Here is a 22,893-nt window from a genome sequence, read left to right on the forward strand (position 1 = left end):
CCCGGAAACGTCCGACAGGACGCTGTCCGGGGTCTCGGTCCAGGATCGACTCACTCGGCGGTGGGGCGGGTCCGCTTCGTGGCCTTCGGCAGCTTGGCCGACGGGGTGGCGGGCTTCGCGGCCGCGGCCTTGGCGGCGGTGGCCTTGGTGGCCCGGGTCCGCTTCACGGCAGCCGGCTTGCTCTCCACGGCCTCGGCCACCTCGGCCGGGGACGGCGCCTCGGCCGGCTTGGCGGCCGGCGGGATCTCGGTCGCCTCGATGTCGGCGTTCACCGTGTCGACGGCCTCCAGCACGCCGACCCCGACGACCCGCTCACCACGCGCGACCAGCTCGGCGTAGGTGGCCAGGGCGCGGGCCTGCGCCGCCTGGGCACCGGCCAGGGCCCGCCCCTGCGCGGCCTGGGCGCTCGCCATCACGGCGGCGGCGTTGCGGGTCGCGGCCTCGCGGAGCTTGTCCAGGTCGAGGTCGGACGGGACGCCCTTCTCCCGCAGCCCGGTCGCGGTCCGGTTGGCGGTCTTCAGCGTCTCGGTCGCCTTCTGGCGAAGCTCGACGCCGGTGACGACGGCCTTGCCACCGAACTCGGCGACGACCCGGTTGCCGAGGTCGCCGACCGCCGTCGGGAGCTTGCGCAGCTGCTGGAAAGCGAGCTCGCCGGCGCCGGCGGCGGCGTAGATCGGGGCCGGAATGCGGTTGGTCTTCGGCTGGGTCATCACTTCTCCTCCTCGGCCGCGCCTGCGGCCTTGCGGACCGCCCGGCGGGCGGTCTTCTTCTCGGGGACGGCGGTGGTCGGGGCGGGAGCGGCACCCGCCTCGGTGACGGCGACCGACTCGAGGACCGCCTCGGTCGGGCTACCCTCCGGCGTCGTGGGGCCGGTCGCGGCCGGGGTGGCGGTCGCCGGGGCCTGCGGCGCGCTCCTCGGCTCCGTCGCGGTGGCCGGCGGCTCGGTGGTCGCCTGCGCCGCGGCGGTCGCCTCGGCGAGCCGGGCGTTCTCCCGGCGGAAGGTCTCGTAGATCTGGGTGAGCGACTGCCGCTGGGCCATGGTCAGCTCGGGGTCGACCGCGATCGCCGCGAGCACACCCTGCCCCTCCTTGTCGTCGAGCAGCCCGGCCCGCAGGTACATCGCCGGGGTGGAGACGCGCAGGGCGCTGGCGAGTTGCTGGAGCACCTCGGCGCTCGGCTTGCGCAGCCCGCGCTCGATCTGGCTGAGGTACGGGTTGCTGACGCCCGCCTGCTCGGCGAGCTGGCGTAGCGAAATCTTCGCGTTGCGCCGCAGGTCACGAATGAACCCGCCGACGTCGGGAAGGTCTTTACCGGTGGCCATGACTCAACGCTAGCTCGCAGTGCTAGCTCCTGCAAGCAAAGTGCTAGCCAGAGTTAGCGACGTCACCAAATGCCTGTTGCGCACCCGGTGCCCGGTCCGTACCGTGCCCCCGTGGCCAAGATCGAAGTAAACGGTGCCCAGCTCGCGTACGACGAGGCCGGTAGCGGCAGCCCGGTGGTGCTGGTGCACGCCGGCATCGCGGACCGCCGGATGTGGCGGGGCCAGGTGTCCGCGCTCGCGGCCCGGCACCGGGTGATCGTCCCCGACCTGCGCGGCTACGGGGACTCCGAGCTGCCGCCCGCCCCGTTCGCGCACCACGACGACCTGGTCGGGCTGCTCGACGCGCTGGGCCTCGACCGGGCCGCCCTGGTCGGCTGCTCGTTCGGCGGCCGGGTCGCGGTGGACACCGCGCTGGCGTACCCGGAGCGGATCTCCGCGCTGGCTCTCTTCGGCGCCCCGGTCTCCGGGAACGAGTGGTCCGAGGAGACCGAGCGGCTCTGGGAGGAGCTGGTCGGCGAGGTGGACCCGGAGGACTTCGCCGCCTCCGCCGCCGGCGAGGTCCGGTTCTGGGTGGTCGGACCGACCCGCACGCCGGGGAACGTCGACCCGGAGCTGATCCGGTTCGCCGAGGAGATGGACCGCCGGGCACTCGCCGCCGAGCTGGCGCTCAGCGCCGTCGAGGTCGGCGAGCTCGACCCGCCGGCGATCAACCGGCTGGGCGAGCTGCGCATGCCGGTGCTGGCGGGAGCCGGTGCCGACGACCTCGCGGACATCCGTCGGCTGGCCGACCGGATCGCCGCCGAGGCCCCGCACGGCGTCCGCATGCCCGACGTCCCGGACGCCGGCCACCTGCTGCCGCTGGAGAGGCCGGAACCGGTCAACGCGGCCCTGCTCGACTTCCTCTCCTGACCGCGCTCTGATCCGCTCGGGTCGCGGGAGGCCGGGCCGACCCCGGCCGGGGATGCCACAACCTGCCGCAGCCGGTGTGGATCATGCCGGGCTCGGTGCCCGTCGCGGTGGCGCCCGGGCTACCAGACCGGGCGGACCGCACCGACCGGGAGGCCGCCGCCGAGCAGCGGAACTTCGGCGTACTCCGCCAGCACCGGCGCCTCGACGCCGAGCCGGCGCAGCGCCGCGACCAGCACCGGCATCCGGGCCCGCCCGGCACCGTCATCGATCTTGAGGGCGACCGCGCCCACCCCCGGGACCGCCGCCGCGATCACACCCTCCGCGCCGATCTTCGCCAGCAGCCCGGGTACGCCCCGCATCAGCCGGGTGTCGTCGGCCTGGGTACCGCCCACCAGCTCCGGGAACGCCCGCATCGCGTCCGCCACCGTCCGCTCGACGGTGCCCGGCTCGGCGGAGACCAGCCGAAGATACGCCCGCGCCAGCCCGGTCAGTGACACGGCGAGCACCGGCGCGCCGCAGCCGTCCACCCCGACAGCCGCCGCCGGCTCCCCGGTGAACTCCTCGATCACGGCGGTCAGCCGCTGCTGGAGCGGGTGCCCGGGCCGCCAGTAGCCGTCCAGCGGCCAGCCGGCGGCCAGGCAGGTCAACAGCATCCCGGTGTGCTTGCCCGAGCAGTTCATCTGGATCCGCCGCGCCCCGCCGCCGGAGCGCAGCACCGCCTCCCGGGCCGCGTCACCGACCGGCAGCTCCGGTGGACAGTGCAGGGCCTCCTCGTCGAGCCCCGCGCGGCTGAGCAGCCCGGCGACCCGCTCCACGTGGAACTCCTCGCCCGCATGGCTGGCCGCGACCAGCGCCACGTCCGCCGGGTCGGTCAGCGGCAGCCCGGACCGGAGCATGCCGATCGCCTGCATGGGCTTGCTGGACGACCGGGGGAAGATCGGCGAGGTGACGTCCCCCGCCCCGGCCGCCAGCGCGCCGGCGGCGTCGAGCACCACCACGGAACCCCGGTGCAGGCCCTCCACGAACCCGGACCGGACCACCTCGGCGAGCGGCACGCCGCCCTCGTACGTCTTTCCCACGCAGTGGACGGTACCGACGGGCCCGACGGGCCCGGCACTCGGGTGACCAGCGACGTCGGCCGGCGCCGTACAGGGGTGCCGGGCGGTGCGTCGCTTACAGGCCGAGCAGCGACCGGGCCTCGGTGGTGGTCAGCGGCGGGCGCTGGGCGAGCTGGGCGAAGCCGACCGCGCGGGCGACCAGCTGCATGTTGGACTCGACCGGCCGCCCCTTGGCGTAGGTGACCGTGTCCTCCATGCCGACCCGCAGGTGCCCGCCGGCCGACAGCGAGGCCAGCAGCACCGGGATCGTGCTGCGGCCGATCCCGGTGGCCGAGAAGGTGGTGCCCTCCGGCAGGTCGCGCAGCATCTGCTGGGCGGCGACCAGGGTGGCGGTGGTGCCCGGCATGCCGCCCGGCACGCCCATCACGAAGTCGACGTGCACGTGCCCGCCGTGCGGCAGGCCGTACTTGCCGAGCAGGCGCTGCAGGGCGGTGAGGTGGCCGAGGTCGAAGATCTCGTACTCCGGGACGACACCCTTCTCCTGCATCCGGGTGTGCAGGTCGACGATGAACTCCCAGCGGTTCAGGAACACGTCGTCGCCGAAGTTGACCGTGCCCATGGTGCAGGAGGCCATGTCCGGCCCGGCGTCCAGCACGGCCAGCCGGTCGGCCTCCGGGTCGGTCACCGCGCCCCCGGAGGAGAGCTGCACGATCAGGTCGGTGCTCTCCCGCAGCGCGGCCACGGTCTCCCGCAGCCGGCCCTGGTCGAGGGTCGGCTTCGCCTCGTCGTCCCGGATGTGGACGTGGATCACGGCGGCGCCGAGCGCCTCGCACTCCTTGGCGGTCAGCAGCAGCTCGTCGAGGGTCACCGGCAGCGCCGGCACCTCCGCCTTCGCCGACTCTGCGCCGGTCGGGGCAACCGTGATCAACGTCCCTGTCGTCATGCCGGGATCCTAGACTGCCGACTCCCCTCCGGTCGACCGCCCGGACCCGCAGGATTCCATGAGAGAACCTCGACTGACAGGAGATTTTCCGCCGTAGGGCCTTCGGGGCGGCATCCCTTACGCAGTATCGATGGCGGCGACCGTCTCCCCCACCAGCAGTCGGGCGTCGTCGGCGACGTTGCGCTTGATCACGGCGAGGGCGATCTGGCCCAGCTCGTAGTGGTGCACCGCCGTCCCCACGAAGCCGACCGACCGGCCGTCCAGGGTCACCGGCGTGCCGGCGGGCGGCGGCTGGTCGCTGGTCACCCCGTCCAGGTGCAGCAGGACCAGACGCCGCGGCGGCCTGCCCAGGTTGTGCACCCGGGCCACCGTCTCCTGCCCCCGGTAGCAGCCCTTGTCGAGGTGCACGGCCGGGGCGATCAGGTCCACCTCGGCGGGGATGGTCCGGTGGTCGGTGTCCACTCCGGCCCGGGCCTGCCGGGCAGCCACCCGGACCGCCTCGTACGCCCACAGCCCGGCCACCGGCACGCCGGCGCCGCGCAACTCGGCCACCACCTGGGCCATCGCCTCCCGGGGCACCAGCAGGTCCACGCCGAGCGCCACCCGCCGGGCCCACCCGCCAACCGGCAGCGGCTTCACGTCGTACACCACGGTGGGCCGGGACGGCAGCTCGCCGGAGCGGAACTTCGGACCCGGCACCGCGACCACGTCGGGCGCGGCCAGCCCGGTGACCTTGAGGGTTTCGAGCGCCCCGGTGGCCTCCGGCCCGACCAGCGAGAGCAGGGCGTGGTCGGCGGTGGCGTCACGCGGCTCGACCCTGCTGAAGAAGCGCATCTTCTCCAGGTACGACAGCAGCCCGGTGGCCGCCCCGGGCTCGGTGTCCAGCCAGGTGGTCACGCCGTCGTCGACGACCAGGGCGTGCTGCTCGACGTGCCCCTGCGGGGAGAGGACCAGCAGCTCGGTGCCCTGCCAAGGGCTCAGCGCCGCGAGGTGCTGACTGGTCAGGGTGTGCAACCAGCCGATCCGCTCCTCGCCCGGCACCGCCACCACACCCCGGTGCGAGCGATCCACCAGCCCGACACCGGTGGCGAGGATGCGCTGCTCGCGCATCGGGTCGCCGTAGTGGGCGGCGACCGGGCCGACCCCGGCCGCCCGATGGGCCGGCTCGGGCTGGTCCCGGGTCTCCTCGTCGATCGCCTCGGCGGTCACCGCACCCGCGATGTCGATCATTTCCGTCCCCCGTTCTCACACTGCCCGCAGACGCCGAAGAGCGCCACGTGCCCGATGTCGACCTGGAACCCCCGCTGCGCGGCCAACCGGTCGGCGAGCGGGCGGAGCAGCTCGGGCTCGATCTCGTCGATCGCGCCGCACTCCCGACAGACCAGGTGGACGTGCTGGTGCTCGCCCGCCGCGTGGTAGGTCGGCGAGCCGTGCGACAGGTGGGTGTGGGTCACCAGGCCGAGCCGTTCCAGCAGTTCCAACGTCCGGTAGATGGTGGTGATGTTGACCCCGGCGGCCACCTCACGGACCGCCGTGTGCACCTGCTCCGGTGTGGCGTGCCCCAGCTCCATGACCGCCTGGAGGACCAGCTGCCGCTGCGCCGTCAGCCGCAGCCCACGGGAGCGGAGCAGTTCCGCGAGGAAGGATTCGGACACGCTCCGATCATAGTTCGGCCGCCGCGCCGGACCGGTCGCCGCGGTGTCACGCCACTACGCTCGGCGGTCGTGGTGGCATCGCGGGTGGCCGTGCTGGGCCGGGGCGTCGTACCGGCCGGGGAGGCGGTGCTGCGCGCCGACGACCGGGGCGTGCTGCACGGGGACGGCCTCTTCGAGACCATGCACCTGCGTGGCGGGAAGCCGTGGCTACGCGACGAGCATCTGGCCCGGCTGCGGGCCGGCGCGGCGGCGGTCGAGCTGGACCTGCCGCCCGCCGAGGCGCTGGTGGACCTGCTCGACGCGGTCCGCGCCGGCTGGCCGCCCGAGGTGGAGGGGGCGCTGCGGCTGGTCTGCACCCGAGGCCCCGAGGGCGGCGGACCGCCGACCGTCTACGCCACGCTGGGCGAGGTGCCGGCGGCGGCCCCGCGGGCCCGGCGGGACGGGGTGACGGTGGCCACCCTGCCGCTCGGGGTCGCCGCCCGGTCCCGCCCCGAGCTGGGCTGGCTGCCGGTCGGCGTGAAATCCACCTCGTACGCGGTGAGCACCGCAGCCCGCCGCTGGGCGGCCCGCGCCGGCGTGGACGACGTGCTCTGGGTCTCCACCGACGGGTACGTGCTGGAGGGGCCGAGCGCGAACGTGGTCTGGCTGAGCGGCACCACGCTGGGCACGGTGCCGGCGGCGGCCACCGGGGTACTGCCCGGGGTGACCGCCCGCCGGCTGCTCGACCATGCGGCCGAGCTGGGCCTGCGGGCCGAGGAACGGCTGGTCACCCCGGCGGAGCTGCTGGCGGCGGACGGCATCTGGCTCACTTCGTCCCTGCGCGGCCTGGCGGAGGTCCGAACGCTCGACAACACCCTGCTGCCGAGCTCACCGCGCACCCCCGCCCTCCTGACCCTGCTCGGCTTTCCGGCCACCTGACCCGCCTCCGGCGCCGAAGCCGCGCCGACCGATCACGGGGAGGCGGGTCGGGTCAGCCGGCCACCCGGACGAGACGGGCGGAGAGGTGGGGGCTGAGGGCGTGGCCCATGGCGGCCATCTCCTGGGCGTAGAGCAGGGCCCCCTCGACGATGCCGAACAGGCGGGCACCCGCGGTGACCTCCTTGGCGGTGGCGGTCCGGACCACCGCGTCGGTGGCGAACTCGATCTGAGTGCCCTTGCGCTTGCCGATGTGCAGCTCCATCACGCCGGTCGGCACGCTCATCAGGGCCTCGATCTCGTCGGTGACCCGGTCGCCGTCCAGCACCGGACGCCACCAGCCCACCTCGCGACCGGCCGGCCGGACCGGGCGACTCTCCTCGTCGAGGATCCAGGCGCGGGACTCGTAGAACAGGAAGGGCCGGCCGTCGTGGCTGATCCGGATCTCCTGCGCGAAGTCGAAGTCCTCGATGGTGGGGAACCCGCCCCGGCCCCGCCCGCGCCACACCCCGATGTACGGCAGCAGGCCGTCCAGGCTCCGGTGCAGTTTCGGGCCGACGCGCAGGTCGTGGCTCTCCTCGTACGGGTACGGGTCGACCGGCGGCGCGTTCAGCCACGGCGGCTGCAGCGGATTCTCGCTCACCATTTTCCTCTCGAGATGCGAACAGCGAGGTACACCAGGCCACCGGCGAGCGCACCCAGGCCGGCGACCAGCAGGCTGACGAACCCGATCTCGGTAACCATCCCGACCATCCTATGCTGGGCGGCATGGCCCGCACTCTCGTCGTCAAGGCCACCGCCGGCGTGGACGCCCCCGAGCGTTGCGCGCAGGCCTTCACCGTCGCCGCCACCGCGGCCGCCGCCGGAGTCGACGTGTCGCTCTGGCTGACCGGGGAGTCGACCTGGTTCGCGCTGCCCGGGCGGGCGCAGGACTTCGAACTGCCGCACTCCGCCCCGCTGGCCGAGCTGCTGCACGTGATCCTGGCCACCGGCAGGGTGACCGCCTGCACCCAGTGCGCGGCCCGCCGGGACATCGGCCAGGGCGACGTCATCCCCGGCGTACGGATCGCCGGCGCGGCGGTCTTCGTCGAGGAGGCGATGGCCGAGGGGGCGCAGGCGCTGGTCTACTGAGGTCACCCGGCCGGGCCGAAATGTTCGTTCCAGGCGGAGCGCCGATATTGACCCGACATTTCCGACTGCTGCCTACGATTTGGTTGTGGGCGAGGCGATCGAGCAGTTCTTCGCGTCACTGCCGGCGCGTGCCCCGGCGGTGCTGCGCGGCCCGACCAGCGGCACGCTCCAGATCGACCTGACCGAAGGCAACCGCTCCGAGCACTGGTACGTGGAAATGGCGCCCGGTACGGCCCGGGCGAGCCGGGCGCCGCAGCGGCCGGCCGACGCCACCTTCACGATCAGCGTGAAACTGTTCGAGGAGCTGGTCACCGGTCGCGCGGCCGGCATGGCGGCGGTGCTGCGCAACGAGGCCACGTTCAGCGGTAACGTCTTGCTGTTCCTGGTTTTCCGCCGCTTCTTCCCCGACCCGCCCGGCACCCGGGATCCCCGGGAGACCGCCCGTGAGCACGTCGGACGGTTGGGATGAGGGAGCAGGTCAGCATCCTGGACGGCAACACCTTCCTGGTCAGCGACCGCCGCGGCAACATCGAGCCGTCCTTCGACTTCCCCACCGGGCTCTTCTCCTTCGACACCCGGTTCATCTCCACCTGGGTCCTCACCCTCAACGGGGAGAAGCTGCACGCCCTCTCCATCGACGACGCCCAGTCGTACCGGACGCGGTTCTTCATGGTCCCGGGCGAGCCGACGCACTACCTGGACGCCAAGGTCTCGGTGATCCGCAGCCGATCCATCGGCGGTAGCTTCGACGAGGAACTGACCCTGCTGAACCACGCGGAGCAGGACGTCGAGCTCACCCTGCGCCTCGACATCGGCTCCGACTTCGCCGACCTGTTCGAGATCAAGCACGACCGGCGGAAGAAGGGCCGGACCACGCCCACCGTCGGGGAGAACGAGCTCCGGCTCACCTATCGACGGGAGGGCTTCCACCGGGAGGCCGTGATCAGCACGACCGCGCCCGCCGACATCGACGGAAGCGGCATGACCTTCCGGGTCCGGGTCGGTCCGCACGGCGAGTGGACCACCCGGCTGCACATCGCCACGATCATCTTTGGCGCCCGGGGCGAGGACATCCGGGCCACCCTGCCGTTGGGCGGGAACCGCTCGGTCGCGACCATCCGCGCCGAGCAGAACGAGCTGATCGCGCGGGCCCCGAAGCTCGGCTGCGACTGCGAGCCGCTGGCCGGGGCGTACCGGCGCAGCCTCAACGACCTGGCCGCCCTGCGGTACGAGTCCATCGCGCTCGGCGTGCGCCTGCTCGCCGCCGGCCTACCCTGGTTCATGACCCTGTTCGGGCGGGACAGCATCTTCACCTCGCTCCAGGTGCTGCCCTTCCTGCCCGAGCTGGTGCCACCGACCATCCTCATGCTGGCCGGTCTCCAGGGCAGCCGGTTGGACGACTTCCGGGACGAGGAGCCCGGCAAGATCCTGCACGAGCTGCGCTACGGCGAGACCGCCGGCTTCGGGGAGCAGCCGCACTCCCCGTACTACGGCTCGGCGGACTCGACCGCGCTCTTCGTCATCCTGCTCGACGAGTACGAGCGGTGGACCGGGGACTCGAAGCTGGTCCGGATGCTGGAGCACGAGACCCGGGCGACGCTGGCCTGGCTCGACACGTACGGGGACCTGCTCGGCAACGGCTACGTCTGGTACATGACCCGGAATCCCGAGACCGGCCTGCAGAACCAGTGCTGGAAGGACTCCTGGGACTCGATCTCCTACTCCGACGGCCGGCTCCCCGCGTTCCCCCGAGCCACCTGCGAGCTGCAGGGGTACGCGTACGACGCCAAGCTGCGCGGCGCGCGGCTGGCCCGGACGTTCTGGAACGACCCCGCGTACGCCGACCGGCTGGAACGCGAGGCGGCGGCGCTGAAGGAACGGTTCAACCGGGACTTCTGGATCGCGGACCGGGAGTACTACGCGCTGGCCCTGGACCCGGAGGGGCGGCAGGTGGACGCGCTCTCGTCGAACATCGGCCACCTGCTGTGGAGCGGCATCGTGGACGATTCACGGGCGGCGGCGGTCGCCGGGCAACTTCTCGGGCCGCGGCTCTTCTCCGGCTGGGGCGTGCGGACCCTCGGCGACGACCAGGGGCGCTACAACCCGATCGGCTACCACGTCGGCACGGTCTGGCCGTTCGACAACTCGTTCATCGCCTGGGGCCTGTGGAAGTACGGCTTCCGGGAGGAGGCCGGCCGGATCTGCGAGGCGATGCTCAGCGCCTCCCGCTACTTTCAGGGGCGGCTGCCGGAGGCGTTCGCGGGATACGAACGGAATCTCACCGACTACCCCGTGCAGTACCCGACCGCGTGCAGCCCGCAGGCCTGGTCCGCGGGCACGCCACTGCTGCTGCTGCGGGTGATGCTCGGCCTGGAGCCGCAGGGCGAGCACCTGATCATCGACCCCGTGCTGCCGCACGGGATGGGCCGGGTGGAGTTGCTCGACATCCCCGGCCGGTGGGGTCGGGTCGACGCCCTCGGGCGCAGCCGCAACCCGCACGACCATCAGCACGGGGACTGAACCGGCGGCGTGGGTCAGCCGGCGCAGCCGGTGGAGGCGGCCAGGCGGAGCTGGTCACCGGCGGTGTCGGCCAGCACGACCGTGGACCCACTGCGGTAGGCGTACGTCCCGGGGCGGTCGATCATGACGCTGCCGAGCGGCCGGAGCGCGGCCAGCGAGGCGGGCACGGCACCGGCGTTTACGCTGACCGTCCGGGCGAGCCCACCGCTCGGGCAGGGGGCCTCGACCCACTCCGGCACGTCCGGGGACGGCCGGCCCAGCGCCCGCAGCGCCGCGGTGAGTTCCGGACCGACATCATGCGCCGGCAGCAGGTCCGCGTACGGGTTGTCGACCGGGCGGCAGCCGGTGGCGGCGGAGAAACGGACCAGGCCGTCGGCCACCACCCGCCCGTCGACCGCGACGAACTCCCCCGCGTCGGCCCGCAGCCGGGGACGGCCGACCTCGGTGGCCACCCCGGCCTGCCAGGTGGCTGGCAGTCGCCGCGCCACCCGGTCCAGCAGCGCGTGCTCGCTCCCGGCGGGCACCGGCACGTCCACCCCCCGGGTCAAGGCGGCCCCGTCATCCAGCGGGGTGACCCGGCAGCCCTGCGCGACCCGGGCCGGGGTCAGCTTCCAGGCGTCGTCGCCGAGCGCGGCCACCAGCCGGCCCACCGCCCGGTCCACCACCGGCACCGCCTGACCGAGGGTGCGCTGCTCCTTGACCGTGGGCGGATCGTGCCGGACGGACCACCAGGTCAGCCCGGCGAGCAGCAGCGCCCACGCCACCGTCGCGGGGACCAGCCAGCGCAGCCAGCGCCGGCCGGGCGCGGGCGGCTCGGGACGGGTGGGCGGGGCGTACCCCGCCTGGACGGCACCACTCACCCGGTCATCGTGTCACGCCCCCACCCCCCACCCACCACCCCGCACCCCCGGACGGCGGGCCTGATTCACGGAAAGCGTGGCCTCCGCGGCTCGGGAGGCCACGCTTTCCGTGAATCAGCACGCGGCGGGGGCGGTGGGGAGGGGCGTGGCCCGCCACCCGGGTGGGTGGCGGGCCACGGATCAGAGCGTGGGTCAGGCGGCGACCGTGACGGTCACCTCGTTGATCCCGCGGGCCGCGGTGACGGCGGTGTCGCCGTTGCCGTGCCGGGAGAGCGCCCGCAGGGTCCAGTCACCCGGGGCGGCGAAGAACCGGAACTGGCCGGCCGGGGAGGTCACCACCTCGGCGGTGAACTCGCCGGTGGAGTCGAGCAGCCGGACGTACGCGCCCGGGACGGCCTCACCGGACTCGGCCCGGACCAGGCCGGTGATCACGGTTTCCTTCTCCAGGTCCAGGCTGGCCGGCAGCGGGGCGGCCTGGTCGGGAGCGGCGCAACCGGCGGCGGTAGGAGCAGTCATGCTGATCAGGCCTCCCCGACAGAGCTGTTGGACCCGGCTTCGCCGGGAGTGTCGCCGAGCGCCACCGGCACGCCGACCAGCGAGCCGTACTCGGTCCAGGATCCGTCGTAGTTCTTCACGTTCCGGTGGCCGAGCAGCTCCTGGAGGACGAACCAGGTGTGCGAGGAGCGCTCGCCGATCCGGCAGTACGCGATGGTCTCCCGGCTGTCGTCCAGCCCGGCGTCGGCGTAGATCCTGCGCAGCTCGTCGTCGGACTTGAAGGTGCCGTCCTCGTTGGCCGCCTTCGACCACGGGACGCTGATCGCGGTCGGCACGTGGCCGGCCCGCTGGGCCTGCTCCTGCGGCAGGTGGGCGGGGGCGAGCAGCCGGCCCGCGTACTCGTCGGGGCTGCGCACGTCGACCAGGTTCTTCGTGCCGATCGCGGCGACCACCTCGTCGCGGAAGGCGCGGATCGAGGTGTCCGGCTGCTGCGCGACGTACTGCGTGGCCGGGCGCTCGACCTTGTCGGTGACCAGCGGGCGGGCGTCCAGTTCCCACTTCTTGCGGCCGCCGTCGAGCAGCTTGACGTCGCCGTGCCCGTAGAGCTTGAAGTACCAGTACGCGTACGCGGCGAACCAGTTGTTGTTGCCGCCGTAGAGGATCACGGTGTCGTCGTTGGCGATGCCCCGCCCGGAGAGCAGCGCCTCGAACTGGGCCTTGTTGACAAAGTCCCGGCGCACCGGGTCCTGCAGGTCGGTCCGCCAGTCGAGCTTGATCGCTCCGGCGATGTGGCCGCCGTCGTAGGCCGAGGTGTCCTCGTCGACCTCGACGAAGACGACGCCCGGGGCGTCGATGTTCTTCTCGGCCCACTCGGCCGAGACGAGTGCGGTGTCGCGACTCATCAGATCACTCCCTGTTGAGGATGGATGGTGAGCCTGCGCGCGGAGATCGAAGACTATGATTGTCGCACCACGCGCGGGACCCAGAGTGAGGAACGGATCACGGGTACGTGCGACGGCGCCGCTGCCGGGCGATCAGGGGGAACACCGGAGGGTACGCGGACCCTGCGTGCCGGTTGCCGCCTAGGCGGCCGAGGACAGCCCCGCCGTCAGATGACGGGGCGACACAGGCAGGTGGCCACGCGGCACAGGTCGACCGCGCGCCGTTTGGTGAGGAGCGTCCCCATGGGGAGGGACACTACCAGCAGCTCCGGCCGGAGCCACCGACCCGACCAGCATCCGGGACACCCGGTCGGCCCGCAAGAACCGACGGCCCGGCCGACGGCCGGGCCGTGAGCAGGGATGACGTCAGCCGACCGAGTTGATCGGCACGTTCTTGGCGTCCGCGGTGATCACGAGCCCCTCCGGCTTCGGTTCCACCTTTCGGACGTTGAGCTGGAACGGCAGCTTCGGCAGCGGCACGTCGATCGAGATGCCCTTGGCGTAGTTGGCCAGCAGCGTCCGGGCCAGCGGCAGGTTGGGCAGACCCTCGGCGGTCAGGTCGTTGAAGCGCAGCGCCACCTTGCCGTTCGCGACCGTGACGTCGGCGGTGCCGTGGACGGTGAGCTTGGCGCCCAGGATGTCCACCGGCGCGGTGACCGCCAGCCTGCCGTTCTGCTCGCCCAGCTTCAGGCCGGGCCGGTCGAGCAGCTTGGCCAGGCTGTCGTAGGTGACGGTGCCGCGCCCGTCGACGGTCTCCGCGGTCACGTCCCCCTGCCGGGTCCGGAGCGTGTCCAGCGAGGCCTTCACGTTGCGGGCGTCCACGTCCAGCCGGGGCACGTCGACCGCGTCGCCCCGCACCTCGCCCTTCACGTCGGTCAGCACGATCGAGATGTGCTGGTACCTCCCGGCCAGCACCTGGGTCAGGAACGGGAAGCCGCCGACGTCCACCTTGGGTGGGGCGGACTGCGCGTCCTGCTTGGCGACCTCCTGCTTCACCTGGTCGGCGATGGCCCGCTCGGCCGCCCCGGCCGCCAGCCGGTCGGCCACGACCAGCAGCCCGGCCAGGACCAGCAGCAGAACCACGAAGCCGGTCAGCACCCTGCGGCCACGCCGCCGGGGCCGCTCCTCGTACGCCGGGGCCTCTGCCACGCCGCCTCCTGTCCTCCTGCCGGTCGCCGCCGCGCGGGCGCACGATGCTCACGGTCGGGTCGCCGCCCGGCGGTCGGGCCCTGAGGCCCGGGTCGCCGCCCGGCGGCGCAACGGTACTTACCCGGGGCGCCGATTCCCCAACCGCGCTCAGAGGAACAGCACGCACATGGCGTACGCGGCCGGCGCGGCGAGCGCGAAGCCGCCCAGCGGGCCCTGCATGTGCCGGGCGACCCACATGGTCGGCGGCTCGCCGGCCATCAGCCGGCCCGCCTCGGCGTACCCGACGGCGAGGTCGGCCAGCACGGCGGTGGCCGCGGTGACCAGGCCGACCAGGGCGGCGCTGGTCGGGGTGAAGCCGACCAGGTAGCTGCCGAGCACCGCGCTGGTCAGCGTGCCGAGCATGGCCCCGACGACCACGCCGGCGGCACCCCGGGGCACCTGCGGGGCGAGCCGGGGCCAGGGCGCCACCGCGTCGGTCAGCCGGGCCACCAGCAGGGCCACGCCGGTGGCGGTGAGGCACACCGTGATCGCCTGGGTACCCTTCGGGATCCGGCTCAGCACGATCAGCGTGGCGAATGCGACCACCCCGACCACGATCAGCAGGGTGCTGCCGAGCGAGTCGGTCACCCGGACCCGGTCCACCCGGCGGATGAGCTGGCCGAGCACCCCGAGCACGAAACCGGCCGCCGCGGCGTACCCGAGCGGGGCCAGCCCGGCGATCTCGGACTGCACCGCCGCGGCGTCGGCGATGCCGGCCACCCCGGCGCTGACCAGCGCCACCACCAGCAGCGCGGGCGGCCGCATGGCCATCGTCCAGGCCAGCACGAAGAGCAGTTGGACGCCGAAGATGATGAACGCGAACGGCAGCCGGTGCCCGGGGCCGGCGGTCTGCGCGCCGAGCACCAGGCCGACGCCGAGCAGCGCGGCGAAGCCGGCGACGGTCAGGGCCAGCGGGCGGCGTACCGGGACCGGCGGCACCTCCTCCTCGGGCGCCTCGTCGGTCTCGTCGTCCGGCCGCCGGCCCGGGCCACCCTTGCGGAGCCGGCGCGGGCCCTTCCGCTCCGGGCGGCCCCCGCCGTCGTCGGCCGGACCAGTACGCGGACCCGGCGGGTAGCCACGGGAGGGGCCGGCCGGACCCGGACGCGGGTCGTCGGCCCACGGGTCACGGCCTGTGTCGGGCGAGGTCGAGGGATACACGCCCCGATGGTGCCAGACCGGGCCGCCCGGGCGGAGGTCACGGTTTCGGCAACGTTAAAACCTGAGCCGCGATCAGGGGCAGATCAGACAAACAGGAAAGGGCACGGAGGTGAAGGCCGGGCGATCGGTTACGCTCAAGCCGTTACCCGCCCGTCAGCGACGCCGGGACCCACGCAAATTCTCAGCGCCACCCGTACCAGGAGTGTCGCTGGTCGCGCGCGGCCGAGGAGCCGCCGGGACGGAGGTGATCGTGTGGAGATCCTGCTGCTGGTGACCGCGCGCGCAGGTGAGCCATCGGCGGTGCTGCCGGCACTCGACCTGCTGCCGCACTCGGTCCGCACCGCGCCGCGCGACGTGCGCACGCTGGTCTCCGGCCCAAGCCCGGACGCCGTACTGGTGGACGCCCGCTCCGAACTGAGCGAGGCCCGCGCGACCTGCCGGATGCTGCACGCCACCGGGCTCGGCGTGCCGCTGGTCGCGGTGGTCACCGAGGCCGGCCTGATCGCGCTGAACGCGGACTGGGGCGTGGACGACGTGGTCCTGGCCGGGGCGGGGCCGGCCGAGGTGGAGGCCCGGCTGCGGCTCGCGGTCGGCCGACTGAGCAACGCGACGGCCGGCGCCGGCGGCTCGATCCGGGCCGGTGAGCTCACCATCGACCCGGACACCTACGCGGCCAAGCTCAAGGGGCGTCCGCTCGACCTCACCTACAAGGAGTTCGAGCTGCTGAAGTTCCTGGCCCAGCACCCGGGCCGGGTGTTCACCCGGGACCAGCTGCTGCGCGAGGTCTGGGGTTACGACTACTTCGGCGGCACCCGCACGGTGGACGTGCACGTCCGGCGGCTGCGGGCCAAGCTCGGCTCGGAGTACGAGTCGATGATCGGCACCGTGCGCCAGGTCGGCTACAAGTTCGTCGTGCCGCCGTCCCGCTCGCTGCCGGAGTCGGAGCCCGCCCCGCTGCCGGTCTGACCGCGGCCCGCGCCCATCCCCCTCTTCGGGGAACCGTTTCCCGATTGCCCTTTTTGCCCTGATAGTCGGACCTATTCTGACTGCCGGATTGGTCCGGGGCAGAGGGGGACGACGGTGCGTGCGGTGACCACGGGGGCGATGACGGCTGCACGCCCCGATCCGAACGGGCAGGCCCACTGATGTCGCGGCAGACCCTGCGCGCGGCCGGCATGGTGACCCTGGTGATCGCGGCGCTGCTCGGCTCGGCGTACGCGCTCGGGCGCAGTCTGGTCCCCGAACAGCCGCAGCGCAGCACCGGGATGACGGCCACCGTGAACATGCCGCACTACGCCGACCAACCGCCCAGCCAGGACTTCCCCGGAACGCCGCCGGACAGCCCCGGCCCCTCGGAGAGCGGCCCGCCGCCGGCCGCCGCCGACGGCGAGGGCCCGTACGGCAGCTGGATCTCCACCGGGTCGTCGCGGGTCGCACTCACCTTCGACGACGGACCGGACCCGCAGTACACGCCGCAGGTCCTCGCCCTGCTCAAGGAGTACGGCGTCAAGGCCACCTTCTGCGTGGTCGGGCAGAACGCCCAGAGCTACCCGGGCCTGATCGAGGCGATCGTGGCCGACGGCCACACCCTCTGCAACCACTCCTGGAACCACGACATCGACCTGGGCGAGAGGTCGCCGGACGCGATCCGGGCCGACCTGCTCCGCACCAGCGACGCGATCCGGGCGGCGGCGCCGGACGCGCGCATCGCGTACTTCCGGCAGCCCGGCGGGGCCTGGACCCGCCCGGTGGCGTCGACCTGCAAGGAACTGGACATGACCCCGCTGCACTGGGCGGTCGACCCGTCGGACTGGAAGGCGCCGGGGGCCGACAAGATCATCAACGCTGTCCTGACCCAGGTCGGACCGGGCTCGATCGTGCTGATGCACGACGCCGGCGGCGACCGTTCGGGGACCGTCGAGGCGTTACGACACCTCCTGCCCGAACTGCTGGATCATTACCAGCTGGAGGCGCTGCCGGTCGGCACCACGTGACCACTGCCACCGAACCCTCCCCACATCCGGCATGATCGCCGGCCGGCCGGCCGATACGGTGACGGGATGAGCAGCAGTGAGCCGACGACGGCGCCGGGTCCCGGCGCGGCGGCAGACGCGCCGGGCCGGGGTCGTACCGCCGACCGGGTGGCCCGCGCCGACCGGCTGGCGCCGGTCGAGGTGGCCGAGGTGCTGGCGCTGGCCCGTACCGCCGGGGACACCGACGGCGCCGACCCGCTCGACGAGCACGTGCTGCTGCGGTTGCGGGATCCGGAGGCGCCGGCCGTGCACCTCACCGCCCGGGCCACCGACAACACCCTCACCGGGTACGCCCACCTCGACACCACCGACCCTGCGGCCGGGATCGGGGTGGAGCTGGTGGTGCACCCGGCATACCGGTGGCGGGGCACCGGGCGGGCGCTGGCCCGCGGCGTGCTGGCCGCGGCCTCCGGGCCGGTGCGCGCCTGGGCGCACGGCGACCACCCGTCAGCCGCCGCGCTCGCGGTCGACCTGGGCTTCGCCCGGGCCCGGGTGCTCTGGCAGCTGCGCCGGCCGCTGACCGCCGCGCTCGGCGGGCCGGTCCCGCCCGAGGGCGTGGAGCTGCGCGCCTTCCGACCCGGCGAGGACGACGAGGCGTGGCTCGCGGTCAACAACGCCGCCTTCGCTCAGCACCCGGAGCAGGGCCGATGGACCCTCGCCGACCTGCGGGTACGTCTCGCCGAGCCCTGGTTCGACCCGGCCGGCTTCCTGCTCGCGGTGGACTCCGCGAGCGGCCGGCTGCTCGGCTTCCACTGGACAAAGGTGCACGAGCGGCCCGGATCGGCCCGGATCGGCGAGGTCTACGTGCTCGGGGTGGACCCGGCCGCGCACCGCGGTGGGCTGGGCCGGGTGCTCACCACCGCCGGGCTGGCGTACCTGCGGGACCGCCGCGGGCTGGACCGGGTGATGCTCTACGTCGACGAGTCCAACACGCCGGCGGTGGCGCTCTACGAGCGGCTCGGTTTCGCCCGCTGGTCCGCCCACGTCAACTACCACCTCGGCTGAACATGCGCGCCGTCCGGCAGGCAACCACGGCCGGACCTCCGGCTCCGCGGCGATCCCGCCGGCCGGCGCGGCGGGCCGCGCTCCTGCTGTTGGCCGGCGTGCTGCTGGCCGTGCTCGGCTGCACCACCGAACCGAGGGAAGGGCCGGCCCCGGGCCTGCCGTGCGGCAGGGGAACGCTCAACGCGCGGGGGTCGTCGGCCCAGGCGAACGCGATGATGTTCTGGATTGAACGGTTCCAGGAGGCGTGTCCGGGCAGCACCGTCAACTACGAGCCCTCCGGTTCCGGGGCGGGCATCAGTGCGTTCATCGGCGGGTCCGTCAACCTCGCCGGCGCCGACTCGCCGTTGTCGCCCGAGGAGCTGGAACAGGCTCGGCCCCAGTGCTCCGGCCGTCCACCCCTCGTCCTGCCGATGGTGGCGGGACCGGTCACGCTGGCCTACCACCTGCCAGGCGCACCGCGGTTGCGGCTGACCCCCGAGACGGTGGCCGCGATCTTCACCCGGACCGTCCGACGCTGGGACGACCCGGCGATCCGGGCGGAGAACCCGGGGGTGGCGCTACCGCCGACGCCGATCCGGACGGTGCATCGGACGGACTCCTCGGGCACCACGAAGGCGTTCACCGCGTACCTGACCGAGGTGGCCGGCGGGCGGTGGCCGTACGGATCGGACCGGACCTGGGCGGCGCCGGACGGGTTGGGCGTGGCCGGGTCGAGACGGGTGCTGGAGACGGTGCAGCGGACCGCCGGCGCCATCGGGTATCTCGAGCTGTCCTACCTGCGCGGGACCGACCTGCCGGTGGCGGCCGTGCGCAACGCCGCCGGCGAGTTCGTGCCGCCGTCCGGCGACGCTGCCGGAGAGAGTCTCGGGACGCCGGGCCCGGACCTGCGCCTGCCCATCGATCGGACCAGCCGACAGCCCGGCGCGTACCCGCTGGCCCTGGTGACCTACGAGGCGGTCTGCGACCGTGGCCTGGCCGCGGACAAGGCCCCGCTGGTCCGGGCGTTCCTCAGCTGGACATCCAGCGAGGCCGGCCAGCGCGGGCTGGTCGAGCGGGGCTACACGCCACTTCCCGAACCGCTCCGCCAACAGGTGCGAACGGCGGTGGAACGCATCTCCTGAATATGGCGGCGCGGGCCGGGAAACGGCGCGAGGCCACATCACGGGACCGTCACGGGGCGGTTCCGGGCAGGTCACGCTCCGCCCGATAAAGAGGGATAATGCGGATACCTGCCCGCCAGTTCATGTAATGGACAACACACTCTCAACCTGCAGTAGCCCATCAGCACGAGCCTGTTCACCTCGTGTTCATTTGCGACCGGCGAACCGGCTACCTGGCACTTCTAGCTTTCACCTCAGCCGGTCGATGCCGGCACCCGGCACGACCCGGGCGACCTGAACCAAAGACGTGAAGGGAAACCCTCAGGTGAAGCTCCAGCGGCACGGCGCCATTGCCTGCCTCGCTCTTTCCGCGGTGCTCGGCCTCAGCGCATGTGGCTCGGACAACAACGACTCCGGCACCCCGTCGGCGTCCGGCTCGGCCGCCGACTGCGCCACCGGCACCATCAACGCCCAGGGCTCGTCCGCTCAGAAGAACGCGATGGGCGAGTGGATCAAGGCGTACCAGCAGAAGTGCTCGGGCCTGACCATCAACTACGAGCCCACGGGCTCCGGTGCGGGCATCGAGGCGTTCATCGCCGGTACCGCTGACTTCGCCGGCTCGGACTCCGCCCTCAAGCCGGAGGAGAAGCCGAAGGCCGACGCCCGCTGCACCGGCGGCCAGGCCATCGACCTGCCGATGGTGACCGGCCCGATCGCGGTCGCCTACAACCTGCCGGGTGTAGACGGCCTGCAGCTCAAGCCGACCACCATCGCGAAGATCTTCGCTGGCAAGATCACCAAGTGGGACGACCCGGAGATCAAGGCCGACAACGCCGACGCCAAGCTGCCGTCGACCGCCATCGCCACCGTGCACCGGAACGACTCCTCCGGCACCACCGACAACTTCACCAACTTCCTCTCCAAGACCGCCGAGGCCGACTGGACCTTCGGCAAGGCCAAGGAGTGGAAGGCGCCGGGCGGCACCGGCCAGAAGGGCTCGGACGGCGTCACCAACTTCGTCAAGAGCACCCCGGGCTCCATCACCTACACCGAGTGGTCGTTCGCCGACAACGCCGGCGTGGGTGTCGCCAAGATCCAGAACGGCAACGGTGAGTTCGCCGAGCTGACCGCGGAGAACGCCGGCAAGGCTGTCGCCGGCGCCAAGGTCGTCGGCCAGGGCGACGACCTCGCCCTGTCGATCGACTACAGCACCAAGGAGGCGGGCGCCTACCCGCTGATCCTGGTGACCTACGAGATCGTCTGCGACAAGGGCCTGCCCGCCGACAAGCTCAAGGCCGTCAAGGGCTTCCTGGAGTACACCTCCAGCACCGAGGGCCAGCAGGCGCTGACCGAGCTGGGCTACGCCCCGCTGCCGGACTCGGTCCGCACCAAGGTGGCCGACGCCATCAGCAAGATGTCCTGACCCCAGCGAGACACCTAACCCCTTCGTAACGGAGCGAGCGAGCAGATGGGCGAATTCCCACCCCGCTCGGCCGACGCCACCACCGGCGGGTCGCGCGTGACCACCAGTCACGCCCGATCCGCCGGTTCGGCGCTTCCGGCCGATTCCCCAGCGACGTCGAACAGCCGGGCCCCGCACGGCAGCGTCGGCGGCGGCGGGGCCCTGCCCCGTCGGCAGAAGTTCGGGGCGGAGACCGTCTTCCGCCTGCTGACCATGGCTGCTGGCTCGATGGTGCTGGTCATCATCGTGGCCATCGCGATCTTCCTGATCACCAAGGCCGTGCCCGCGCTCCGCGCGAACACCGTCAACTTCTTCACCTTCGAGGGCTGGTACCCCAACGGCGCCGAGCCGAAGTTCGGCATCGGAGCGCTGGCCTTCGGCACGGTGCTGTCCTCGGCGATCGCGCTGCTGGTGGCCGTACCGGTGGCGCTGGGCATCGCACTCTTCCTGACCCACTACGCGCCGCGCCGGCTGGGCACCTCCCTCGGCTTCCTGATCGACCTGCTGGCCGCGGTACCCAGCGTGGTGTTCGGCCTGTGGGGGCGGGACTACTTCGTCGGCCCGGTCACCGACCTGTCGCTCTGGCTGAACAAGTACTTCGGCTGGATCCCGATCTTCGGCGGGGAGGGCCCCTTCGGCCGCTCGGTCCTGCTCGGTTCGCTGGTGCTGGCGATCATGGTGCTGCCGATCGTCACCTCGCTGTCGCGTGAGGTCTTCCTCCAGACGCCGACCGCCAACGAGGAGGCCGCCCTGGCCCTCGGCGCCACCCGGTGGGAGATGATCCGCACCGCCGTGCTGCCGTACGGCCGGCCCGGCGTCATCGGCGCCGTCATGCTCGGCCTGGGCCGCGCGCTGGGCGAGACCATCGCCCTGGCGCTGACCCTGAGCTTCCTCTACAACATCTCCTTCAACGTCCTGGAGAACGGCGGCAACTCGATCGCCGCGAACATCGCGGTGAAGTTCGGCGAGGCCGACGCGACCGGCCGGGGCGCCCTTATCGCATCCGGGCTGGTGCTGTTCGTCATCACCCTGATCGTCAACATGACCGCGCGGGCGATCATCTACCGCCGCCGGGAGTTCACGGAGTCCGCCGCATGAGCACCGTCACCTCGCACCGCACCCGACCGCCGACGCAGCCGGCTTCGCTGCGCGCCCGGCGGCTTCCGCTGGTCGCCGTGCTCGGCATCGCCGCCGGCGCGCTCGCCGTGGCCGCGGCCGTCGTGTACGGCACCGGGATCGGCGGCACCGTCCTGGTCGTCGTCCTCGGCATGCTGCTCTACCTCGCCGGCGTCTACGCCGCCAGCACGGCCGTCGAGGGCCGGCGGCAGGCCCGCAACCGCACCTGGACCTCCCTGGTGCACGCCGCGTTCGTGCTCGCCGCGCTGCCGCTGATCTCGGTGGTGTGGACGCTGCTCAGCAAGGGCGCCGAGCGGTTCGACGCGAACTTCTTCAACACCTCGATGAACAACATCGGCCCCCGCGACGCCAACGGCGGCGCCTACCACGCCATCGTCGGGACGCTGGAGCAGGCCGGCATCGCCGCACTGATCACGGTGCCGCTCGGCATCCTCTGCGCCATCTACATCGTGGAGTACGGCCGGGGCCGGTTCGCCTTCGCGATCCGGTTCTTCGTGGACGTCATGACCGGTATCCCGTCCATCGTCGCCGGCCTGTTCGTCCTGGCCTTCTGGGTGCTGATCGTCTCGCCGCACCTGACCGCGACCGGCCAGCCGGGCTACTCCGGCTTCGCCGCCGCCCTGGCGCTGAGCGTGCTGATGCTGCCGCTGGTGGTCCGCTCCACCGAGGAGATGCTCCGGCTGGTCCCGGCACCGCTGCGGGAAGGCTCCTACGCCCTGGGCGTCCCGAAGTGGAAGACCATCCTCCGGGTCGTTTTGCCCACGGCGCTGCCGGGCATCGTCACCGGTGTGATGCTCGCCATCGCCCGTGCCGCCGGCGAGACCGCCCCGGTGCTGCTGGTCGCCGGTGGCACCGCCGCCATCAACTTCAACCCGTTCGAGAACAACCAGTCCTCGCTGGCGCTCTTCGTCTACCAGCAGGCTGGCGACGCGTCCAAGTACTCGCCGGCGCGCGCCTGGACGGCCGCGCTCACCCTGGTCGCTCTCGTCCTGATCCTGACGATCGCGGCGAAGCTGCTCGCCCGCCGCAACCGGCTGAGCCGATGATCACCGGAGGTACCGC

At 72.8% G+C, this 22,893-nt stretch carries 26 protein-coding genes; 12 read left to right on the plus strand and 14 right to left on the minus strand.

Features of this window, described 5'->3' with window-relative positions; translation table 11 throughout:
* Positions 1–50 precede the first annotated feature (50 nt).
* Together ACL02O_RS12095 and ACL02O_RS12100 are read right to left on the minus strand one after the other, a co-directional pair.
* The gene (locus ACL02O_RS12095) at positions 51–713 is read right to left on the minus strand and encodes a hypothetical protein (RefSeq protein ID WP_412818116.1); all 663 of its coding nucleotides are present in this window, start codon (positions 711–713) and stop codon (positions 51–53) included.
* Complete coding sequence (locus tag ACL02O_RS12100) at positions 710–1,321, minus strand: helix-turn-helix domain-containing protein (RefSeq protein WP_412818117.1); 612 nt, start codon at positions 1,319–1,321, stop codon at positions 710–712. The genes ACL02O_RS12095 and ACL02O_RS12100 overlap by 4 nt, the downstream gene beginning before the upstream one ends.
* 111 nt (positions 1,322–1,432) lie before the next feature.
* Between ACL02O_RS12100 and ACL02O_RS12105 the strand changes: the two genes are divergently transcribed.
* Complete coding sequence (locus tag ACL02O_RS12105; protein WP_412818118.1) at positions 1,433–2,230, plus strand: alpha/beta fold hydrolase; 798 nt, start codon at positions 1,433–1,435, stop codon at positions 2,228–2,230.
* Between the two features lie 119 nt (positions 2,231–2,349).
* Here ACL02O_RS12105 and ACL02O_RS12110 read toward each other — a convergent pair whose 3' ends face one another.
* From ACL02O_RS12110 to ACL02O_RS12125, 4 genes are all read right to left on the minus strand, one after another.
* Positions 2,350–3,309: an asparaginase gene (locus tag ACL02O_RS12110; RefSeq protein ID WP_412818119.1), complete on the minus strand. Its 960-nt coding sequence runs from the start codon at positions 3,307–3,309 to the stop codon at positions 2,350–2,352.
* 94 nt (positions 3,310–3,403) lie between these two features.
* Positions 3,404–4,231 (minus strand): beta-keto acid cleavage family enzyme, encoded by an 828-nt coding sequence (locus tag ACL02O_RS12115; RefSeq protein WP_412818120.1) that lies wholly within the window; start codon positions 4,229–4,231, stop codon positions 3,404–3,406.
* Positions 4,232–4,348: 117 nt separating this feature from the next.
* Positions 4,349–5,461, minus strand: coding sequence for a CAF17-like 4Fe-4S cluster assembly/insertion protein YgfZ (gene ygfZ, locus ACL02O_RS12120; protein WP_412818121.1), 1,113 nt, complete (start codon positions 5,459–5,461; stop codon positions 4,349–4,351).
* Positions 5,458–5,886, minus strand: coding sequence for a Fur family transcriptional regulator (locus ACL02O_RS12125; protein WP_412818122.1), 429 nt, complete (start codon positions 5,884–5,886; stop codon positions 5,458–5,460). Before ACL02O_RS12125 ends, ygfZ begins: the two co-directional genes overlap by 4 nt.
* 69 nt (positions 5,887–5,955) lie before the next feature.
* Here ACL02O_RS12125 and ACL02O_RS12130 point away from each other — a divergent pair, with 69 nt between their 5' ends.
* Positions 5,956–6,804: an aminotransferase class IV gene (locus ACL02O_RS12130; RefSeq protein ID WP_412818123.1), complete on the plus strand. Its 849-nt coding sequence runs from the start codon at positions 5,956–5,958 to the stop codon at positions 6,802–6,804.
* Positions 6,805–6,856: 52 nt separating this feature from the next.
* Here the strand turns inward: ACL02O_RS12130 and ACL02O_RS12135 are convergent, their stop codons facing one another.
* A complete protein-coding gene (locus ACL02O_RS12135) occupies positions 6,857–7,447 on the minus strand; it encodes a heme-binding beta-barrel domain-containing protein (protein ID WP_412818124.1) in 591 nt (196 codons plus the stop codon).
* Complete coding sequence (gene mtfM / locus ACL02O_RS12140; RefSeq protein ID WP_046570768.1) at positions 7,441–7,545, minus strand: small membrane protein MtfM; 105 nt, start codon at positions 7,543–7,545, stop codon at positions 7,441–7,443. Before mtfM ends, ACL02O_RS12135 begins: the two co-directional genes overlap by 7 nt.
* Before the next feature lie 12 nt (positions 7,546–7,557).
* On the opposite strand from mtfM, the gene ACL02O_RS12145 reads away from it, so the two are divergent.
* The 3 genes from ACL02O_RS12145 (at position 7,558) to ACL02O_RS12155 (ending at position 10,452) form a co-directional block, all read left to right on the plus strand.
* On the plus strand, positions 7,558–7,932 hold the full coding sequence (locus ACL02O_RS12145) for a DsrE family protein (RefSeq protein WP_412818125.1): 375 nt from the start codon (positions 7,558–7,560) through the stop codon (positions 7,930–7,932).
* A gap of 85 nt (positions 7,933–8,017) precedes the next feature.
* Positions 8,018–8,401, plus strand: coding sequence for an SCP2 sterol-binding domain-containing protein (locus tag ACL02O_RS12150; protein WP_412818126.1), 384 nt, complete (start codon positions 8,018–8,020; stop codon positions 8,399–8,401).
* Positions 8,398–10,452 carry an amylo-alpha-1,6-glucosidase gene (locus ACL02O_RS12155; RefSeq protein ID WP_412818127.1) on the plus strand — a complete coding sequence of 685 codons (2,055 nt, stop codon included), beginning with the start codon at positions 8,398–8,400 and terminating at the stop codon, positions 10,450–10,452. Before ACL02O_RS12150 ends, ACL02O_RS12155 begins: the two co-directional genes overlap by 4 nt.
* Positions 10,453–10,466: 14 nt before the next feature.
* On the opposite strand, the gene ACL02O_RS12160 is transcribed toward ACL02O_RS12155, so the two are convergent.
* From ACL02O_RS12160 to ACL02O_RS12185, 6 genes are all read right to left on the minus strand, one after another.
* On the minus strand, positions 10,467–11,312 hold the full coding sequence (locus ACL02O_RS12160) for a hypothetical protein (RefSeq protein ID WP_412818128.1): 846 nt from the start codon (positions 11,310–11,312) through the stop codon (positions 10,467–10,469).
* A gap of 192 nt (positions 11,313–11,504) precedes the next feature.
* Entirely contained in the window at positions 11,505–11,828 is a 324-nt protein-coding gene (locus ACL02O_RS12165; protein WP_412818129.1) for a DUF1416 domain-containing protein, read from the minus strand.
* Positions 11,829–11,833: 5 nt separating this feature from the next.
* The gene (locus tag ACL02O_RS12170; protein WP_412818130.1) at positions 11,834–12,709 is read right to left on the minus strand and encodes a sulfurtransferase; all 876 of its coding nucleotides are present in this window, start codon (positions 12,707–12,709) and stop codon (positions 11,834–11,836) included.
* Positions 12,710–12,915: 206 nt separating this feature from the next.
* Positions 12,916–12,993, minus strand: coding sequence for an Ms5788A family Cys-rich leader peptide (locus tag ACL02O_RS12175; RefSeq protein WP_311202345.1), 78 nt, complete (start codon positions 12,991–12,993; stop codon positions 12,916–12,918).
* A gap of 121 nt (positions 12,994–13,114) precedes the next feature.
* Complete coding sequence (locus ACL02O_RS12180; protein WP_412818131.1) at positions 13,115–13,897, minus strand: LmeA family phospholipid-binding protein; 783 nt, start codon at positions 13,895–13,897, stop codon at positions 13,115–13,117.
* Between the two features lie 147 nt (positions 13,898–14,044).
* Entirely contained in the window at positions 14,045–15,094 is a 1,050-nt protein-coding gene (locus ACL02O_RS12185) for a hypothetical protein (RefSeq protein ID WP_412818132.1), read from the minus strand.
* Between the two features lie 252 nt (positions 15,095–15,346).
* Here ACL02O_RS12185 and ACL02O_RS12190 point away from each other — a divergent pair, with 252 nt between their 5' ends.
* From ACL02O_RS12190 to pstA, 7 genes are all read left to right on the plus strand, one after another.
* Positions 15,347–16,060, plus strand: coding sequence for a winged helix-turn-helix transcriptional regulator (locus tag ACL02O_RS12190; protein WP_412818133.1), 714 nt, complete (start codon positions 15,347–15,349; stop codon positions 16,058–16,060).
* A gap of 179 nt (positions 16,061–16,239) precedes the next feature.
* Positions 16,240–17,088, plus strand: a complete 849-nt coding sequence (locus ACL02O_RS12195; protein WP_412818134.1) for a polysaccharide deacetylase family protein — start codon at positions 16,240–16,242, stop codon at positions 17,086–17,088.
* 66 nt (positions 17,089–17,154) lie between these two features.
* A complete protein-coding gene (gene mshD / locus ACL02O_RS12200) occupies positions 17,155–18,132 on the plus strand; it encodes a mycothiol synthase (protein WP_412818135.1) in 978 nt (325 codons plus the stop codon).
* A 110-nt stretch (positions 18,133–18,242) separates the two neighbouring features.
* A complete protein-coding gene (gene pstS / locus ACL02O_RS12205) occupies positions 18,243–19,253 on the plus strand; it encodes a phosphate ABC transporter substrate-binding protein PstS (RefSeq protein ID WP_412818175.1) in 1,011 nt (336 codons plus the stop codon).
* Positions 19,254–19,557: 304 nt separating this feature from the next.
* Positions 19,558–20,655 carry a phosphate ABC transporter substrate-binding protein PstS gene (pstS, locus tag ACL02O_RS12210; RefSeq protein ID WP_412818136.1) on the plus strand — a complete coding sequence of 366 codons (1,098 nt, stop codon included), beginning with the start codon at positions 19,558–19,560 and terminating at the stop codon, positions 20,653–20,655.
* A gap of 45 nt (positions 20,656–20,700) precedes the next feature.
* Positions 20,701–21,792, plus strand: coding sequence for a phosphate ABC transporter permease subunit PstC (gene pstC, locus ACL02O_RS12215; protein WP_412818137.1), 1,092 nt, complete (start codon positions 20,701–20,703; stop codon positions 21,790–21,792).
* Entirely contained in the window at positions 21,789–22,877 is a 1,089-nt protein-coding gene (gene pstA, locus ACL02O_RS12220; protein WP_412818138.1) for a phosphate ABC transporter permease PstA, read from the plus strand. Before pstC ends, pstA begins: the two co-directional genes overlap by 4 nt.
* Positions 22,878–22,893: the final 16 nt, after the last annotated feature.

The sequence above is a fragment of the Micromonospora mangrovicola genome, from assembly GCF_047200535.1.
Lineage (GTDB): Bacteria > Actinomycetota > Actinomycetes > Mycobacteriales > Micromonosporaceae > Micromonospora.

What these genes read in the sequence shown, in the direction of transcription:
- ACL02O_RS12100 (WP_412818117.1), bottom strand. Translation starts at nt 1,321, where the DNA reads ATGGCCACCGGTAAAGACCTTCCCGACGTCGGCGGGTTCATTCGTGAC.
- ACL02O_RS12115 (WP_412818120.1), bottom strand. Translation starts at nt 4,231, where the DNA reads ATGACGACAGGGACGTTGATCACGGTTGCCCCGACCGGCGCAGAGTCG.
- ygfZ (WP_412818121.1), bottom strand. Translation starts at nt 5,461, where the DNA reads ATGATCGACATCGCGGGTGCGGTGACCGCCGAGGCGATCGACGAGGAG.
- ACL02O_RS12135 (WP_412818124.1), bottom strand. Translation starts at nt 7,447, where the DNA reads ATGGTGAGCGAGAATCCGCTGCAGCCGCCGTGGCTGAACGCGCCGCCG.
- mtfM (WP_046570768.1), bottom strand. Translation starts at nt 7,545, where the DNA reads ATGGTTACCGAGATCGGGTTCGTCAGCCTGCTGGTCGCCGGCCTGGGT.
- ACL02O_RS12145 (WP_412818125.1), top strand. Translation starts at nt 7,558, where the DNA reads ATGCTGGGCGGCATGGCCCGCACTCTCGTCGTCAAGGCCACCGCCGGC.
- ACL02O_RS12155 (WP_412818127.1), top strand. Translation starts at nt 8,398, where the DNA reads ATGAGGGAGCAGGTCAGCATCCTGGACGGCAACACCTTCCTGGTCAGC.
- ACL02O_RS12165 (WP_412818129.1), bottom strand. Translation starts at nt 11,828, where the DNA reads ATGACTGCTCCTACCGCCGCCGGTTGCGCCGCTCCCGACCAGGCCGCC.
- ACL02O_RS12170 (WP_412818130.1), bottom strand. Translation starts at nt 12,709, where the DNA reads ATGAGTCGCGACACCGCACTCGTCTCGGCCGAGTGGGCCGAGAAGAAC.
- ACL02O_RS12175 (WP_311202345.1), bottom strand. Translation starts at nt 12,993, where the DNA reads ATGGGGACGCTCCTCACCAAACGGCGCGCGGTCGACCTGTGCCGCGTG.
- ACL02O_RS12195 (WP_412818134.1), top strand. Translation starts at nt 16,240, where the DNA reads ATGTCGCGGCAGACCCTGCGCGCGGCCGGCATGGTGACCCTGGTGATC.
- mshD (WP_412818135.1), top strand. Translation starts at nt 17,155, where the DNA reads ATGAGCAGCAGTGAGCCGACGACGGCGCCGGGTCCCGGCGCGGCGGCA.
- pstC (WP_412818137.1), top strand. Translation starts at nt 20,701, where the DNA reads ATGGGCGAATTCCCACCCCGCTCGGCCGACGCCACCACCGGCGGGTCG.
- pstA (WP_412818138.1), top strand. Translation starts at nt 21,789, where the DNA reads ATGAGCACCGTCACCTCGCACCGCACCCGACCGCCGACGCAGCCGGCT.